This is a genomic window from Pseudomonas sp. GW101-3H06, assembly GCF_059424605.1.
On sequence record NZ_JBWKZO010000001.1, the window covers coordinates 5,416,831 to 5,431,409 of the forward strand.

A 14,579-nucleotide genomic window follows, 5' to 3' on the forward strand; every position below is an offset into this window, starting at 1 on the left:
GGATTTGCCTAGGCAGAATCCGCTCCGTCCTAGGGGAGTAGTCTCCCACGAGCGCCATGCTCGTCCGGCATGCGTCAACATACTTGGTCAAAAGACCATGGCGCATGCGACCCAAGCGTCCGCATCAGACGGATCGCAGGGTTTGACAAGACCTATGACACGAACACCTTACCCGGGGCGGGAAGGCTGTACGTGTCATAGCCGTGTCGACCCGCCCCTTAGGAAAACCCCTGATGCTGGATTCACTACTCGTACCCACCGCAATCGTTGCCTTGGCCGAAATCGGCGACAAGACGCAACTGCTCGCACTCATTCTCGCTGCCCGCTTCCGCAAGCCATGGCCGATCATTGCCGGCATCGTGGCCGCAACCCTGGCCAACCACGCGGCAGCCGGTGCGGTGGGCGCCTGGGTCGGCAGTTTCTTTTCGGACACGTTGTTGCACTGGATCCTCGCGGCGAGCTTCGCAGCGACTGCCCTGTGGACCCTGGTGCCCGACAAGATGGATGACGACGAAGCCAGCACCGCCCGCAAGTTCGGACCGTTCCTGACCACGCTGATTGCGTTTTTCCTCGCGGAAATCGGCGACAAGACCCAGATCGCAACCGTGATGCTCGCCGCGCAGTATCCGGAATTGTGGCTGGTGATCATCGGCACCACCGCCGGCATGCTGATTGCCAACGTACCGGTGGTTCTGGCGGGTAACTTTGCGGCGGATAAACTGCCATTGACGCTGATTCGTCGCCTGGCGGCGTCGGCGTTCTTTGTTCTGGCGATTGTTGCGGTGTACAAAGCGATGCAGAGCAGTGGGTGGGTTTGACGCGGTAAGCCAGTGACACCGCGTCATCGCTCTTCGCGAGGGCTCGCTCCCACATTTGATCTTCAGCGAATGCAAAATTTGCGAACAATGAAGATTCACTGTGGGAGCGAGTCTGCTCGCGAAGGCGGTTATTTTTTGGCCTGCTCGTAGATCGGCATCACCTTTGGTATCGCCGCCTGCAACGAAGCAGTCCGGCTGCCGGAAGACGGGTGCGTGCTGAGGAACTCCGGCGGAGCCCCTTCGCTGGCCTTGCTCATTTTGTTCCACAGGGTGATCGCGGCGTTCGGGTTGTAGCCGGCGCGGGCGGCCAATTCGAGACCGATCAGATCGGCTTCGTTTTCATTGGAACGACTGTTGGGCAACGTCATGCCGTAGTTGGCCACAGCGTCCGCCAGCGCCAGGCTACCCTGGCCCAGACCGAGCAAGGCACCAGCACCCTGCTTGGCCATTTCGATACCGTAAGCCTTGGACATCGCTTCTCGACCGTGCTCACGCAAGGCGTGGGCGATTTCATGGCCCATGACCGCGGCCAGTTCATCATCGGTGAGTTTCAGACTGTCGATCAGCCCGGTGTACACAAATATCTTGCCGCCAGGCCCGCAGTTGGCATTGAGTTCGTCGCTCTTGATCAGATTGACTTCCCATTTCCACTGGGCTGCATCCGGGCGAAAGTTCGGCGCCTGGGCAATGAGGCGGTCGGCAATGACCTGAACGCGCTTGGCATCGCTGCTGGTCTTGTCCAACACGCCTTTGTTGGTCGCCTCACCCACCGTCTTCGTATAAGACTGGGCGTACATCTGATTGACCTCTTCCGAGGACAACATGCTGAACATGTACTGTTTGCGCTCGACACCCACAGCGCCACCACTGGTGGTATTGACCGACTGGCAACCGGCGAGCAACAGACCTGCGCTCAACGCACACAACACCAATGTCTTGTTCATCAAAAAACTCCCTGAAAACATGTTCATATCCTAGGCGTGGATAGGGATCGGCGCCAAGAGACAACGAACGTAAGACGTACATTTCAGACAAAGCTCTCATCGCCGTAGGAAAAAATTCACAAACCCGGGTAATCCACGATCGATAACACCCCGGGATGATTCATTTGCGACATCCAACACGCAAAAACAGCCATTTCTCCTGCATCCGCTCATGCCTGTCGAACCCTCTGCCGATACACCTCCGCAGACGATCTTTTGCGTGCGGAGCCCCCATGAAATTCAAGTCAATCCAGTTTTCCGTGGCGGCCCTGGCCGGCGCCATCGTTCTCAGTGTCGTGGCAGCGCTGGTGGTATACGCGCTGTTTTCCGGCGCCCGGACGCAAGACATGGTCCAGGAACGGACTCAGGCACAATTCGAACAAGTCATCGAACAACGCCTCACATCCCTGGCGCAGACCCAGGTCAGCCAGATTCAGCGTGAGCTCGAAGCGCCGTTGCTGATAGCCGGCGGGCTGGTGCGCGTCAACACGCTAATCGGCACACCGGGTGCCGATGGGCAGCCTGCGCTGAGTCTCAGTCGCGAGCAGTTGATTGGTTTGATCAAGGAAAACGTGGCCAAGAATCCGAAAATCCTCGGTACCTACATCGGCTGGGAAAAGGATGCACTGGATCACAACGATGCGGCCTACATCGGCACCCACGTGGTGGGCATCGATGCCAGCAACGGGCGCTTCCTGCCCTGGTGGTTCCGCAACGAGGACGGCAGCCTCGGCCTGGACAAACTGGTTGACGTGGACGACCAGAAAACCTTGTCTACGGGCGTGCGCGCCAGCGAGTACTACCTGTGCTCGAAAGAAACCAAAAAATCCTGCGTGATCGATCCGGCGCCCTACAAGGTCGGCGACAAAATCGTCATGCTCGCCTCCTTCATCGAACCGATCATGCTCAACGGCGCCTTCCAGGGCATCGTCGGTGCCGACCTGTCGGTGAACTTCATCCAGGAAATGCTCCTGGGCGCCAACCAGAAACTCTACAGCGGCGCCGGGGAAATGGCCCTGATCGGCGGCAACGGGCGGATCGTTGCCTATACCAAGGACCCGAGCAAATTCGGCGAGAAGGTCAGCGACATCCTCGACAGCCAGCAGATCGCCAACATGGCCAATCTCAAGCGCGGCGAAGTCACCTACACCGTCGACAAGGCTCAAGGCCGGATCGAGTTGTACCTGCCTTTCGGCATCGGTCAGACCGACGCCCGCTGGACCTTGATGCTGCAACTGCCGTTGAATGCAGTGATGGCGGACCTGCAACAGCTTCAGGCCGACCTGAACACCCAGCGCAAATCCGACACCTTTGGCATGGCCATGGTCGGCCTGCTGATTGCCGGTATCGGCCTGCTGGTGATCTGGCTGGTAGGTCACGGCATTGCCCGTCCACTCAAGCAAATGGTCGCCATGCTCGACGACATCGCGCAAGGTGAAGGGGACCTGACCCGTCGCCTGACCAGCGACCGTTCCGACGAATTGGGCTCGATTGCCAAAGGCTTCAACACCTTCCTGGCCAAATTGCAGGCGATGATCACCCAGGTGGTGACCTCGGTGCAGAGTGTCAGCGATTCATCGGAGCATACCGCCGACATCGCCATTCGCACCAACACCGGCGTGCACAAGCAAATGGCCGAGATCGATCAAGTGGCCACCGCCGTGCAGGAAATGACCGCCACCGCCCAGGACGTGGCGCGCAACGCGACCCAGGCCGCGCAAGCCGCCAGCCATGCTGACCTGGCCGCCAGCCAGGGCAAGCAGATTGTCCATGACACTTCGAACTCCATTGGCGCCCTCGCCGTGGAAATCGGCCGGGCGGTCGGCGTGGTGCAGACCCTGGCCAAGGACAGCGAAAACATCAACGCGATCCTCACGGCTATTCGCGGGATTGCCGAACAGACCAACCTGCTGGCCCTGAACGCGGCCATCGAAGCGGCCCGGGCCGGTGAACAGGGTCGTGGCTTTGCGGTGGTGGCTGACGAGGTGCGTAACCTGGCACAGAAGACTCAGAAGGCCACGGAAGAAATCCAGACCATGATTCAGCAGCTGCAACAAGGCACGCGGGATGTGGTGCGGGTCATGGAGGACAGCCAGAACCGCACCGACGAGAGCGTGCAACACGCAGCCAAAGCGGCCGAAGCCCTGGAAACCATCACGCAAGCGGTGTCGGTCATCAACGATATGAACACCCAGATCGCCAGCGCCGCCGAGGAGCAAAGCGCGGTGGCGGACGACATCAACCGCAACGTGATCAACATCGGGCAAGTGGCCAACGAAGTGGCGGGCGGCGCGGATGAATCGAGCGCGGCCAGTGCGGATTTGACCAAATTGGCCGAGCAGCAGCGGCGGTTGATCAATCAGTTCAAGGTCTGATCCAGAGGCCCCTTTGCGAGCAGGCTCGCTCCCACATTGGATCTGAGTGACACATAAATTCCGTACTCACTGGAGATCAACCGTGGGAGCAAGCCTGCTCGCGAAGGCGTCAGTAGTGACGCCAAATGACTCAACCCGGCGTAAGACACTCCGGCCCATTGAGCTTCGGATCATTGACCATGTTGGCCAGCACCCGTTCGCGCAACGCGGCGGGTTCACTGGCCAGCAGGGCCTGCAAGGCATGCAACGGCGTTTCCGGATCAAGCCAGGCGTCTTGCCCCGCCGCATCGAGAATCAACGGCCGCCGCTGATTGGCAGCCGGCTGAGTAATGACCGCCGTGCTCAGCCACACCTGCTCCTGAACTGGGTACGCCTCCCAGATCGCCGCGAAAAACAGTGACGAGCCCTCTCCCGGCGTCAGCCAGTACGGGCGTTTGCGCGTGGTGCCGCGCCATTCGTAGAAACCGTTGGCCGGCAACAGGCAGCGTCGCTCGCGCAGCGCTTGGCGGAACATCGGCTGCTCGGCCACGGTTTCGGCCCGGGCATGGGCCGGGGTGCGGGATAAATCGGTCAGCCATGGCGGTGTCAGCCCCCAACGCGCACGCGCCAGCTCGCGCTGACCGTCCGCACCGGCACGCAGCATCAACACCGAATCATTGGGGGAAATGTTCCACTGGGCCTGCTGATCGGCAGGGAAGCCAGGCAGGGCTGCAAACGCGGGGTTCCAGCGAAACAGGGCATAACGTCCACACATGGGGCAACACGGCTCTTGATCAAACGAACGGCCAGCCTAACAGACCAGCGTGCCCGGAAAGCTCTCCGGTTCATCACCGGAAAGCGGCAGCGCGGCATTGTACGCATCGATCAACTCGCGGGCATATTCGGCCTGGTCGTTATCCACCGCCAACCCCAACAGACCGAAGATCGGCAGTTCGCCGCTGGCACCGACCAGATCGCGTCCCACCAGATGCGCCTCGATACCTTCGCTGGCGAGCATGCCTTGCAGCAACTCGCCTTCCATCAGGTTTTCCGGCTCGTAGATTCGTTGCATAGATGCCCTTATTCGTTCTCGCTGAATACGTCGAGATGCCATTCTTCGCCGTGCACCTGCAACACAAAGGTTATCGGCCGGCAGCACACCTGACAGTCTTCAATATAGGTCTGATCCCCACCGGACAGGTCCAGAGTGGTTTCCACTTCCTCACCACAATAAGGACATTCATAAACGGCATTTTCCAGCATCGCGGTCTCCCAGGTGACTTGTGCGTATAATCGCCGGTCTATTTGCAGGGCTATTTTTGTCTGACTACTTTTTCAGACCGTGCCCCGCCGGTTTTCGATCAGAACCTTTACTTACCCTAGCCGTTTCTAACAAGAGAGCATGATGGGCGAATTCGATGCCATCCGACCTTACGACGACAGTGAAGTCCCAGCGGTGCTGGCACGACTGCTTGGCGACAAGGCGTTTCTAGATATCCTCACCCACTTCCGCTTCCCGCGTTTTGCCGGCGCTTTAGGCTGGGCACTCAAACCTCTTATAGCCCATCGTCTGCGCCGTGAGTTCGCCGGTATCACGTCGGTGGCTACTTTGCAGGACAAAGTCGAGTATTACGTCGACCACACCATCGAACGCGCCACGGATGGGGTGACCTACACCGGAGTCGAGCAGTTCAAGTCCGGCAGCGCCTATCTGTTCATCGCCAACCACCGCGACATCGTGATGGACCCGGCCTTCGTCAACTACGCCGTGTACCACGCCGGCCTGCCGACCCCGCGCATCGCCATCGGCGACAACCTGCTGCAAAAGCCCTTCGTCAGCGACCTGATGCGCCTGAACAAGAGCTTTATCGTGCACCGTTCGATCACCGGACGCCGCGAGAAAATGGCGGCGTATCAGTTACTCTCGGCCTACATCAACCATTCGATCCGCAACGATTGCGCCTCGATCTGGATCGCCCAGGCCGAAGGCCGGGCCAAGGACGGCGACGACCGTACCGAGTCGGCGATTCTCAAGATGTTTCACATGAGCCGCAAGGACGAACCGTTCGGCGAAGTCATCCGTTCGCTGAACCTGACCCCCGTCTCGATCAGCTACGAATACGACCCGTGCGACCAGGCCAAGGCCCGCGAACTCTATATCCGCGCCACCACTGGCACCTACACCAAGGCGCCAGGCGAGGACGATGTGAGCATCGCCAAGGGCATCACCGGCTACAAGGGCCGGGTCCATGTGAACTTTGCCGCGCCGATCACCGAGCTGTTCGAAGACACCAAGCAGTTGGCGGTCGAGATGGACAAGCAGATTCTGGGCGGTTATCGCCTGTTTCCGGTGCACTACCTGGCTTACGCCCAGTGGAAAGATGCCGACCCGCAATTGCAGGTGCCCGGTGCCGCCGAGCTGTTTGCCGCCGACGAACTGACCAAGGCCCAGGAGCAGTGGCAGCAACGCCTGGACGCCTGCCCCGAGGAACATCGCCCGTTCCTGGTGCTGCAATATGCGACGCCGGTGCGCAATCAGTATCGAGTGAAGGCGGGGTTGCCGCTTTAATCCCGAATTCAACAACGGCGCCTTCGGGCGCCGTTTTTTTGATCAAAAGATCGCGACCTACAACTGTTTACTAGACCTGCGTGCTGATCCACGACACCAGCAGCGCCAGCCCCATGCAGGCGAAGCCGAAGCGGTAGAAAAACCGGTTCATGCGCAGGGTCGCCCAATCCAGCGAGGGTTCTTCGCTGGGACGTTTCTGGCGTTGAGCACGCAGACTGGCCATCGCCCGCTGTTCGCGACGACGGGTGGCGTGCAGCAGCCAGCCGCCCGGAAAGGCAAAGAACAAGGCCAGCAGGTTAATCAATTTGGCGGGATGGGCGGTAAACAGCGTCATCAAATGCAGCGACATCACGAGCCTCAAGCAAATCAGGTGTGGCAGACGCCGAACGGACGACCGCGGCGCGGATTCTACCGAAAGCCTTCATACCTGCCCTCCCTTTCCGACAAAAAACGAAGCAATTGACCAAAGGCTGTCCTGCGTCACGGCTTCGTCATCTGAATAGGCCAGTCTGTGCCCCCTCGAAACCGACACGGACTGCGTCATGCTCCACGCCGAAAACCAGGATCGCCTCTACCTCATCAGTCACAGTGAAGAACAACAAACCCTCGTTGGCAGCCTCGCCTTCAACGTTCAAGACCGTCATTGGCTGGTGTATTGCGCACTGGGCGGTCATCAGCATGCAGATTTACCGGAAGCGGATCTGCTGACGGGTGTGAGTGTGCTGGACTTTTACTCGCAGGCCGCCTGAATCCGCGATTCCCTTGTGGGAGCGAGCCGGCTCCGGGCGGCTCGCTCCCACAGACATGAAAAAGCCCGGTGCCATCGCTGGCACCGGGCTTTTTTGCATCTTGCAGAAGGTTATTCGGCGAGAATCTGACCCACGGTCGGATCCTTGAACAAGCGAGTCAACGCATCGCTCAACACATCGCTGACCAGCTTGGTGTTGGTTTCCTGGTTCGGCGCCATGCCGAAGCGCTGGTCCAGAGATGCACCGTAACGACCGCTGTAGCGACGGTTGGCATTTTGCACATCGGAGCGGAATGTCGCGCCGATGGTGGCTTCGGTCACATACATGCCCTCTTTAGGCGACTGATATTTCAGCTCTGCCAGGGTCACGGTCAGTTGTGGAGCGTTCATCGCATTGGCCGTCGGAGTAAAACCCAACAGGCGCACGGCGGCTTCAGCCTGGGCTTGCAGCTTCGGCAGGATCTGCGCGCCCTGTACGGTAATCGCGCTGGTTTCCGGATACAGGCCGCCACGGGTGCCCAGGGTTGGCGACGGACGACCGTCCACCACACGCACCACAACCGGCTGACCGCGTCCTACCGGTGCCAGTTGCGCCGTCAGCTTGGGTTCCGGGTTCAGTTGTTGCGGGCTGTGGGCGCAGCCGACCAGCGTCAAGGTGGTCACAGTGATCAAACCGAACAACAGGCGTTGCAACATGCTCTTCTCTCCAGAATCAGGCACAAACAGGCCGGCAGTATAGCGGTGCGCCACTGCGGCGAACTAGCGTCTCGCAACGATGACTGAAATATCTGACAAATCCTGTAGATCGGGGTTCGATGTCACGCACCGTTCACCCTTCTTTCACATGCACGTCACGACTTTTTGACAAGGTGGGCGGTAATCACCCACAAGGTCTAGTTCGCCATGCGCTTGCTCATCTCATTGTTCACCCCTCGCCCTCTTCACCGCTGCTTCGCCCTGCTGGATCGCAATGGCCATTGCCAGGCCTTCAAGCAATGCAGCCTTCAGCCGATGGGCGATGGCTGGGTCGAAATCGAGGAAATCCGCCTGAACTGGCTGCACCAGCCCCTGCCCGCCAGCGTCCGCGTCACCCAGCGCCAACCCCGCTCACGTTCGCAGCCACTGTTGACCACCTGACCAGACGCCTAATAAAAGTCATTAAACACGACCAATTCCCTACGTTTCTTCGCTACAATCTCCCCCCGATTATAAGGACGTCTCCTGATCGGGCCTCGCAGCATCGTCAATGCCCTGGTATTGACACCCCGCACCGCCCACAGAGAGCCGCCCACCCAGATCGAGTGAAGCTGGCGCGCTTGCTGTTGCTCAAGCAAAACCTCCACTTTTCGCGAATCTGCAGAGCTGTCATTACGCTCGGTCACTGAGCTGTTTGCCCGATTTGCCACCCGGTATCTCCTGGTGGCAGGCCATCCGGGGCACAGTGCCAGGCTGGGGCAGCCCTTTTTGAGGTTCACGTCTTCAAAAGAGCGTGAAAAAAACGGGTTTTCACAACTTCACAAGAGTGTGGCGAGCAAATGAATAGTTTTGCGTCTGAACATGCACCATTAGCGTCTACTACAGCCCGACGACACAGGACCGAGTACGCCTCGAATACCGGAGCCTGAAGCCTGTCCGCTACGGATTTGGTTGCACAAACGGATGTATCGACCATAAGTCGAATTGCCAGCCGCTCGTTGAAATGAGTTCATGGGACTCTGATTAGACCCGGCAGGTAGCGTCCGTCGAAGTTGCGAAAAATTGCGAAGATTCGGACATGGCGATCCTGCCATGGGTACCTGGGGCCACACAGACACGCCCCGTCACTCCTGGCAGCCATGCCGTCAATTTGGTGCTGCAGATTTTGGAGACGCGTTAAATGGCGCATAACGAAGCAGTCGACGTAGTACTGGTTGGGGCCGGCATCATGAGTGCCACCCTCGCGGTACTGCTCAAAGAGCTCGACCCCGCGATCAAGCTGGAAGTCGTCGAGCTGATGGATTCCGGTGCTGCCGAGAGTTCCAACCCATGGAACAACGCCGGTACCGGTCACGCCGGCCTGTGCGAGCTGAACTACACGCCACAGGCTGCCGATGGCACCGTCGACATCAAGAAAGCCGTGCACATCAACACCCAGTTCGAGGTGTCGAAGCAGTTCTGGTCGTACCTGACCAAAAAAGGCACCTTCGGTTCGTGCAAGTCCTTCATCAGTCCGGTGCCGCACCTGAGCTTCGTCCAAGGCGACAGCGGCGTGTCCTTCCTCAAGGAACGCTTCAAGGTGCTGAGCAAGCACCACGCGTTCGCGGACATGGAATACACCGAAGACAAGGCGAAGATGGCCGAGTGGATGCCGTTGATGATGCCGGGGCGTGACGCTGGCGAAACCCTCGCCGCCACCCGCGTGATCAATGGCACCGACGTCAACTTCGGCGCCCTGACCAACCAGTTGCTCAAGCACCTGACCAGCGCACCCGATGCCCAGGTCAAGTACTGCAAGCGCGTCACCGGCCTCAAGCGCAACAACGGCGGCTGGACCGTCAGCATCAAGGACGTCAACAGCGGTAACACCCGTGACGTCGATGCCAAGTTCGTCTTCCTCGGCGCTGGCGGCGCGGCATTGCCGTTGCTGCAGGCTTCGGGCATCGAAGAGAGCAAAGGCTTCGGTGGTTTCCCGATCAGCGGCCAATGGTTGCGTTGCGACAACCCGGAAGTGGTCAAGCACCACCAGGCCAAGGTGTACAGCCAGGCTGCCGTGGGCTCGCCACCGATGTCCGTGCCGCACCTGGACACCCGCGTCGTCGACGGCAAGAAATCCCTGTTGTTCGGACCTTACGCCGGTTTCACCACCAAGTTCCTCAAGCACGGCTCCTTCATGGACCTGCCGATGTCGGTTCGCGCCGGCAACATCGGACCGATGCTGGCCGTGGCGAAAAACAACATGGACCTGACCAAATACCTGGTCAGCGAAGTGATGCAATCGATGGAACAACGCCTGGAATCCCTGCGGCGTTTCTACCCGGAAGCGAAAGCCGAAGACTGGCGCCTGGAAGTGGCCGGCCAGCGGGTGCAGATCATCAAGAAAGACCCGAAAAAAGGCGGCGTCCTGCAGTTCGGTACCGAACTGGTCGCGGCCAAGGACGGCTCTTTGGCCGCCCTGCTCGGTGCTTCGCCAGGTGCCTCGGTGACCGTTTCGATCATGCTGGAACTGATCGAAAAATGCTTCCCGGGCAAAGCCAAGGGCGAATGGGCTGCCAAACTGGCGGAGATCTTCCCGGCCCGCGAGAAAGTCCTGGAAACCGACGCTGCGTTGTATCGCAAGATCAACACGCAGAACAACGTCGCCCTGGAACTGGTTGAAGCCAGCAGCGAAACCGAAAGCTACGCTTGATCCAGCCCCAATAAAAACGCCCCGCTTTCAATGAGAGCGGGGCGTTTTTTTATGGCTCTCCGCAGGAAACGGGTTAGCCGCGGGCCTTTTCGATCAGCTCGATGTAATCCGGTGCGTTGCGCTGATCCTTGATCAGGGCAACGAAGTCATTACCGTGCTCATCTTTGCCGTCCAGATCGTAGCCCGCTTCGACGAAGAACGTCAGGAAACGCTCGAAATCATCGATACGCAGGCCACGGTAGGCCTTGATCAGTTTGTGCAACGAAGGCGAAGTGGCGTCGACCGGCTCGAAATCGAGGAACAACTTGATCTGCCCATCACCGATCTCGTCACCAATCACTTGTTTCTTATCTTTACGCATTGCCGACTCCAGCTCGCAGACATTTCACGGGCGGGCAGTTTACCCCTGCGCAGGCCCGGCACTCAACGCGGACGAACGCTGCCGGTGTGCAGATCGGCCCAGACATGGCCATTGGCATAACTGAGGAACTGGCAATACACCGTGTCATTGCGCAACAAATCGATGACCACCCGGTACTGCGACAGCGGGTAGTAAAGCGTCAGGGTTTTGCTCTGGTCGTCGTAGACCGGCTTTTTCAGGCTTTTGCTTTCGCCATCGAAATTGACCAGCACCTGGCTGATGGTCGCGCCCTTGTTCAAGGACTTGCCCTTGAGACGGATCAACAGCGGCGAAGTGACCGGGATCGGCTGCTGATTGGATTGACGCTGACTGCCAACCACTACCGAATACTCGGTGACCTGCAACAGTTGTTGCTGCTCGGGCTGCGCGTCACGCAGGGTCAAATCATCCGGCGGCAGAAACTGTGCGTGCATCGGCGCCGGAGCGGCGGCCAGGGGCAGGCTGAGGGTCAGCAACAAGGCGGCACAGCTGCGGATCAAATGGCTCATGACAGGCTCCGGAATCGGGGCCGAGCACTCTAGCATGGGTGTACGACGATGGACCGATGAACACAGAACCGATGTGGGAGCGAGCCTGCTCCCACAGGGATTTGGTGCGCGGGTTTTACATGCCTTTAACGGCAAAAATCCCGTTGGCGTTGCGCCAGTAGCCTTTGTAGTCCATGCCGTAACCGAAGATGTAACGGTCGATGCACGGCAGACCGACGAAATCGGCCTTCAGGTCAGGACGAGCCTTGCGATCATGATCTTTATCGATCAGCACGGCGGTATGCACTTTGCGCGCGCCGGCGTGTTTGCAGAAGTCGATGATCGCGCCCAGGGTATGACCTTCGTCGAGGATGTCGTCGATGATCAGCACGTCACGGTCAATGAACGACACTTCCGGCTTGGCTTTCCAGAACAGCTCGCCGCCGCTGGTTTCGTTGCGATAGCGGGTGGCGTGCAGGTAGGACGCTTCCAGCGGGAAGTGCAGATGGGTCAGCAGTTTGCCAGAGAAAATCAGCCCGCCGTTCATCACACAGAACACCACTGGGTTGCTGTCCGCCAGTTGATCGTTGATTTGTGCACCGACACGGGCGATGGCTGCCTCGACTTCAGCTTCGGTGTACAGGCAGTCAGCCTCTCGCATGATTTGACGGATATGCTCGAGATCAGCGGACATGGCGCTCTCCAGGGGGTGGTTGGCGGGGGGTATAGTCGCGAAAAGCGGGCAAAGGTACGCATCCTGCACGGCTGAATCAAGCCTTTATGGACTAACGTACTGTATGTCTATAGGACAACACCCTCGGATAGATTAATCTAGGCCGGTTTTTTTGCCCGCCGCCGGAGCCTTTCCCCATGCCCATCCTCGAGATCCGCCATCCGCTGATCCGTCACAAACTTGGCCTAATGCGCCGCGCAGACATCAGCACCAAGAATTTCCGTGAGCTCGCTCAGGAAGTCGGCGCCCTGCTGACCTATGAAGCCACCAAAGACCTGCCACTGGAAACCTACGATATCGAGGGTTGGTGCGGCACGGTGTCGGTCGAGAAAATCGCCGGCAAGAAGATTACCGTGGTACCGATCCTGCGCGCCGGTATCGGCATGCTCGAAGGCGTGCTCAGCCTGATCCCGGGCGCCAAAGTCAGCGCCGTGGGCGTGGCCCGCAACGAGGAAACTCTCGAAGCCCACACCTACCTTGAGAAACTGGTACCGGAAATCGACGAGCGCCTGGCAATGATCATCGACCCGATGCTCGCCACCGGCGGTTCGATGGTCGCCACCATCGATCTGTTGAAGAAAGCCGGCTGCAAGGACATCCGCGCCATGGTGCTGGTCGCCGCGCCGGAAGGCATTGCCGTGGTCGAGAAGGCCCACCCGGACGTGATCATCTACACCGCTTCCATCGATCAAAAACTCAACGAACACGGTTATATCATTCCGGGCCTGGGCGATGCCGGTGACAAGATCTTCGGCACCAAGCAGAAGGACGCGTGACCATGCAGCAAGAGTTCAACGATCCGCTCTGGCGCACGGTACTGTCTGGCGCCCAGATGCTGTTCGTGGCCTTCGGCGCCCTGGTGTTGATGCCGCTGATTACCGGCCTTGACCCGAACGTGGCGCTGTTTACCGCCGGCCTGGGGACGATTCTGTTCCAGGTCGTCACCGGGCGTCAGGTGCCGGTGTTCCTGGCATCGAGTTTTGCTTTCATCACCCCGATCATTCTCGCCAAGGGCCAGTTCGGCCTGGCCGCGACCATGGGCGGCGTGATGGCGGCCGGTTTCGTCTACACCTTCCTCGGCCTTGCCGTGAAGATCAAAGGCACCGGTTTCATCGACCGCCTGCTGCCACCGGTGGTGATCGGTCCGGTGATCATCTCCATTGGCCTGGCCATGGCACCGATTGCCGCCAACATGGCGATGGGCAAGGCGGGTGACGGTTCCGAGCTGATTCATTACCAGACGGCGATGCTGATCTCGATGCCCGCGTTGCTGACCACCCTGATCGTCGCAGTGTTCGGCAAAGGCATTTTCCGCCTGGTACCGATCATCTCCGGCGTGCTGGTGGGTTTTGGCATGTCGTTTTACTTCGGCGTGGTCGACACCGCCAAGATTGCCGCTGCACCGTGGTTCGCCCTGCCGAACTTCACAGCACCGGAATTCAACTGGCAAGCGATCCTGTTCATTGTTCCGGTAGCCTTGGCTCCGGCCATCGAGCACATCGGCGGCGTGATTGCCGTGGGTAGCGTGACCGGTCGCGATTACCTGAAAAAACCGGGTTTGCACCGCACCTTGCTGGGGGACGGCATTGCCACCACCGCAGCCGGCCTGTTCGGCGGTCCGCCCAACACCACCTACGCCGAAGTCACCGGCGCGGTGATGCTGACCAAGAACTACAACCCGAAAATCATGACCTGGGCAGCGATCTTCGCCATCAGCCTGGCGTTCATCGGCAAATTCGGTGCGCTGCTGCAAAGCATTCCGGTACCGGTGATGGGCGGGATTCTCTGCCTGTTGTTCGGTTCGATCGCAGCGGTAGGCATGAATACGCTGATTCGCCACAAGATCGATCTGGGCGAGGCACGTAATCTGGTAATCGTGTCGGTGACCCTGGTGTTCGGGATTGGCGGCGTACTGGTCGGCACCGGCACTGGTCCCGATGACTTCGGCCTCAAAGGCATCGCGCTGTGCGCGGTAGTGGCGATTGCACTGAACCTGATCCTGCCGGGCAATGACAGCTGGAAACACAAGAAGGCGGATGAGCCGCTGTTGTAACGGCTTGAGGTCTGAGTCGCCATCAGATAGCTTTCGCGAGCAGGCTCG

The 14,579-nt window shown here is 59.3% G+C and carries 17 protein-coding genes, 1 pseudogene and 1 riboswitch; of the genes and pseudogenes, 9 read left to right on the forward strand and 9 right to left on the reverse strand.

Annotated elements, in window-relative coordinates; genetic code table 11:
• Nucleotides 1-19: 19 nt before the first annotated feature.
• Nucleotides 20-144, forward strand: a riboswitch (yybP-ykoY riboswitch).
• Between the two features lie 89 nt (nt 145-233).
• Nucleotides 234-818 carry a TMEM165/GDT1 family protein gene (locus tag AC07ZE_RS24820; RefSeq protein ID WP_207267024.1) on the forward strand — a complete coding sequence of 195 codons (585 nt, stop codon included), beginning with the start codon at nt 234-236 and terminating at the stop codon, nt 816-818.
• A 128-nt stretch (nt 819-946) separates the two neighbouring features.
• On the opposite strand, the gene AC07ZE_RS24825 is transcribed toward AC07ZE_RS24820, so the two are convergent.
• Nucleotides 947-1,762: a M48 family metallopeptidase gene (locus tag AC07ZE_RS24825; RefSeq protein ID WP_207267025.1), complete on the reverse strand. Its 816-nt coding sequence runs from the start codon at nt 1,760-1,762 to the stop codon at nt 947-949.
• Nucleotides 1,763-3,123: 1,361 nt separating this feature from the next.
• Here AC07ZE_RS24825 and AC07ZE_RS24830 point away from each other — a divergent pair.
• Both AC07ZE_RS24830 and AC07ZE_RS24835 read left to right on the forward strand, forming a co-directional pair.
• Nucleotides 3,124-3,321 (forward strand): annotated as a pseudogene (locus AC07ZE_RS24830) (HAMP domain-containing protein); the annotation flags it as partial.
• A gap of 111 nt (nt 3,322-3,432) precedes the next feature.
• Entirely contained in the window at nt 3,433-4,176 is a 744-nt protein-coding gene (locus tag AC07ZE_RS24835) for a methyl-accepting chemotaxis protein (RefSeq protein WP_404940901.1), read from the forward strand.
• Nucleotides 4,177-4,306: 130 nt separating this feature from the next.
• Here the strand turns inward: AC07ZE_RS24835 and AC07ZE_RS24840 are convergent, their stop codons facing one another.
• Genes AC07ZE_RS24840 through AC07ZE_RS24850 form a run of 3 tightly spaced genes read right to left on the reverse strand, consistent with a single transcriptional unit; the run spans nt 4,307 to nt 5,418 of the window.
• Nucleotides 4,307-4,930, reverse strand: coding sequence for an SOS response-associated peptidase (locus tag AC07ZE_RS24840; protein WP_207267027.1), 624 nt, complete (start codon nt 4,928-4,930; stop codon nt 4,307-4,309).
• 36 nt (nt 4,931-4,966) lie between these two features.
• Nucleotides 4,967-5,227, reverse strand: coding sequence for a putative signal transducing protein (locus AC07ZE_RS24845; protein ID WP_207267028.1), 261 nt, complete (start codon nt 5,225-5,227; stop codon nt 4,967-4,969).
• A gap of 8 nt (nt 5,228-5,235) precedes the next feature.
• Nucleotides 5,236-5,418 (reverse strand): CPXCG motif-containing cysteine-rich protein, encoded by a 183-nt coding sequence (locus tag AC07ZE_RS24850; protein WP_095192946.1) that lies wholly within the window; start codon nt 5,416-5,418, stop codon nt 5,236-5,238.
• A gap of 139 nt (nt 5,419-5,557) precedes the next feature.
• On the opposite strand from AC07ZE_RS24850, the gene AC07ZE_RS24855 reads away from it, so the two are divergent.
• Nucleotides 5,558-6,724, forward strand: coding sequence for a 1-acyl-sn-glycerol-3-phosphate acyltransferase (locus tag AC07ZE_RS24855; RefSeq protein ID WP_207267029.1), 1,167 nt, complete (start codon nt 5,558-5,560; stop codon nt 6,722-6,724).
• A gap of 70 nt (nt 6,725-6,794) precedes the next feature.
• Here the strand turns inward: AC07ZE_RS24855 and AC07ZE_RS24860 are convergent, their stop codons facing one another.
• Nucleotides 6,795-7,073, reverse strand: coding sequence for a hypothetical protein (locus tag AC07ZE_RS24860; RefSeq protein WP_207267030.1), 279 nt, complete (start codon nt 7,071-7,073; stop codon nt 6,795-6,797).
• 193 nt (nt 7,074-7,266) lie between these two features.
• Here AC07ZE_RS24860 and AC07ZE_RS24865 point away from each other — a divergent pair, with 193 nt between their 5' ends.
• Nucleotides 7,267-7,473, forward strand: coding sequence for a hypothetical protein (locus AC07ZE_RS24865; protein ID WP_095192943.1), 207 nt, complete (start codon nt 7,267-7,269; stop codon nt 7,471-7,473).
• A gap of 110 nt (nt 7,474-7,583) precedes the next feature.
• Here AC07ZE_RS24865 and AC07ZE_RS24870 read toward each other — a convergent pair whose 3' ends face one another.
• On the reverse strand, nt 7,584-8,168 hold the full coding sequence (locus AC07ZE_RS24870) for a YajG family lipoprotein (protein WP_207267031.1): 585 nt from the start codon (nt 8,166-8,168) through the stop codon (nt 7,584-7,586).
• Nucleotides 8,169-8,375: 207 nt separating this feature from the next.
• On the opposite strand from AC07ZE_RS24870, the gene AC07ZE_RS24875 reads away from it, so the two are divergent.
• Both AC07ZE_RS24875 and mqo read left to right on the forward strand, forming a co-directional pair.
• Nucleotides 8,376-8,609 carry a hypothetical protein gene (locus AC07ZE_RS24875; protein ID WP_207267032.1) on the forward strand — a complete coding sequence of 78 codons (234 nt, stop codon included), beginning with the start codon at nt 8,376-8,378 and terminating at the stop codon, nt 8,607-8,609.
• Between the two features lie 739 nt (nt 8,610-9,348).
• Complete coding sequence (mqo, locus tag AC07ZE_RS24880; protein WP_137803748.1) at nt 9,349-10,857, forward strand: malate dehydrogenase (quinone); 1,509 nt, start codon at nt 9,349-9,351, stop codon at nt 10,855-10,857.
• Between the two features lie 73 nt (nt 10,858-10,930).
• Here the strand turns inward: mqo and AC07ZE_RS24885 are convergent, their stop codons facing one another.
• The 3 genes from AC07ZE_RS24885 to AC07ZE_RS24895 all read right to left on the reverse strand — a co-directional run bounded on the left by AC07ZE_RS24885 (nt 10,931) and on the right by AC07ZE_RS24895 (nt 12,439).
• Nucleotides 10,931-11,218, reverse strand: coding sequence for a PA4642 family protein (locus tag AC07ZE_RS24885; RefSeq protein WP_137803747.1), 288 nt, complete (start codon nt 11,216-11,218; stop codon nt 10,931-10,933).
• 62 nt (nt 11,219-11,280) lie between these two features.
• Nucleotides 11,281-11,766, reverse strand: coding sequence for a hypothetical protein (locus AC07ZE_RS24890; RefSeq protein ID WP_207267033.1), 486 nt, complete (start codon nt 11,764-11,766; stop codon nt 11,281-11,283).
• 115 nt (nt 11,767-11,881) lie between these two features.
• Nucleotides 11,882-12,439, reverse strand: coding sequence for a hypoxanthine-guanine phosphoribosyltransferase (locus AC07ZE_RS24895; RefSeq protein WP_095192937.1), 558 nt, complete (start codon nt 12,437-12,439; stop codon nt 11,882-11,884).
• A gap of 176 nt (nt 12,440-12,615) precedes the next feature.
• Between AC07ZE_RS24895 and upp the strand changes: the two genes are divergently transcribed.
• Together upp and AC07ZE_RS24905 are read left to right on the forward strand one after the other, a co-directional pair.
• Nucleotides 12,616-13,254, forward strand: coding sequence for a uracil phosphoribosyltransferase (gene upp / locus AC07ZE_RS24900; RefSeq protein ID WP_008060213.1), 639 nt, complete (start codon nt 12,616-12,618; stop codon nt 13,252-13,254).
• 2 nt (nt 13,255-13,256) lie between these two features.
• Complete coding sequence (locus AC07ZE_RS24905; RefSeq protein ID WP_137803745.1) at nt 13,257-14,531, forward strand: uracil-xanthine permease family protein; 1,275 nt, start codon at nt 13,257-13,259, stop codon at nt 14,529-14,531.
• Nucleotides 14,532-14,579 lie beyond the last annotated feature (48 nt).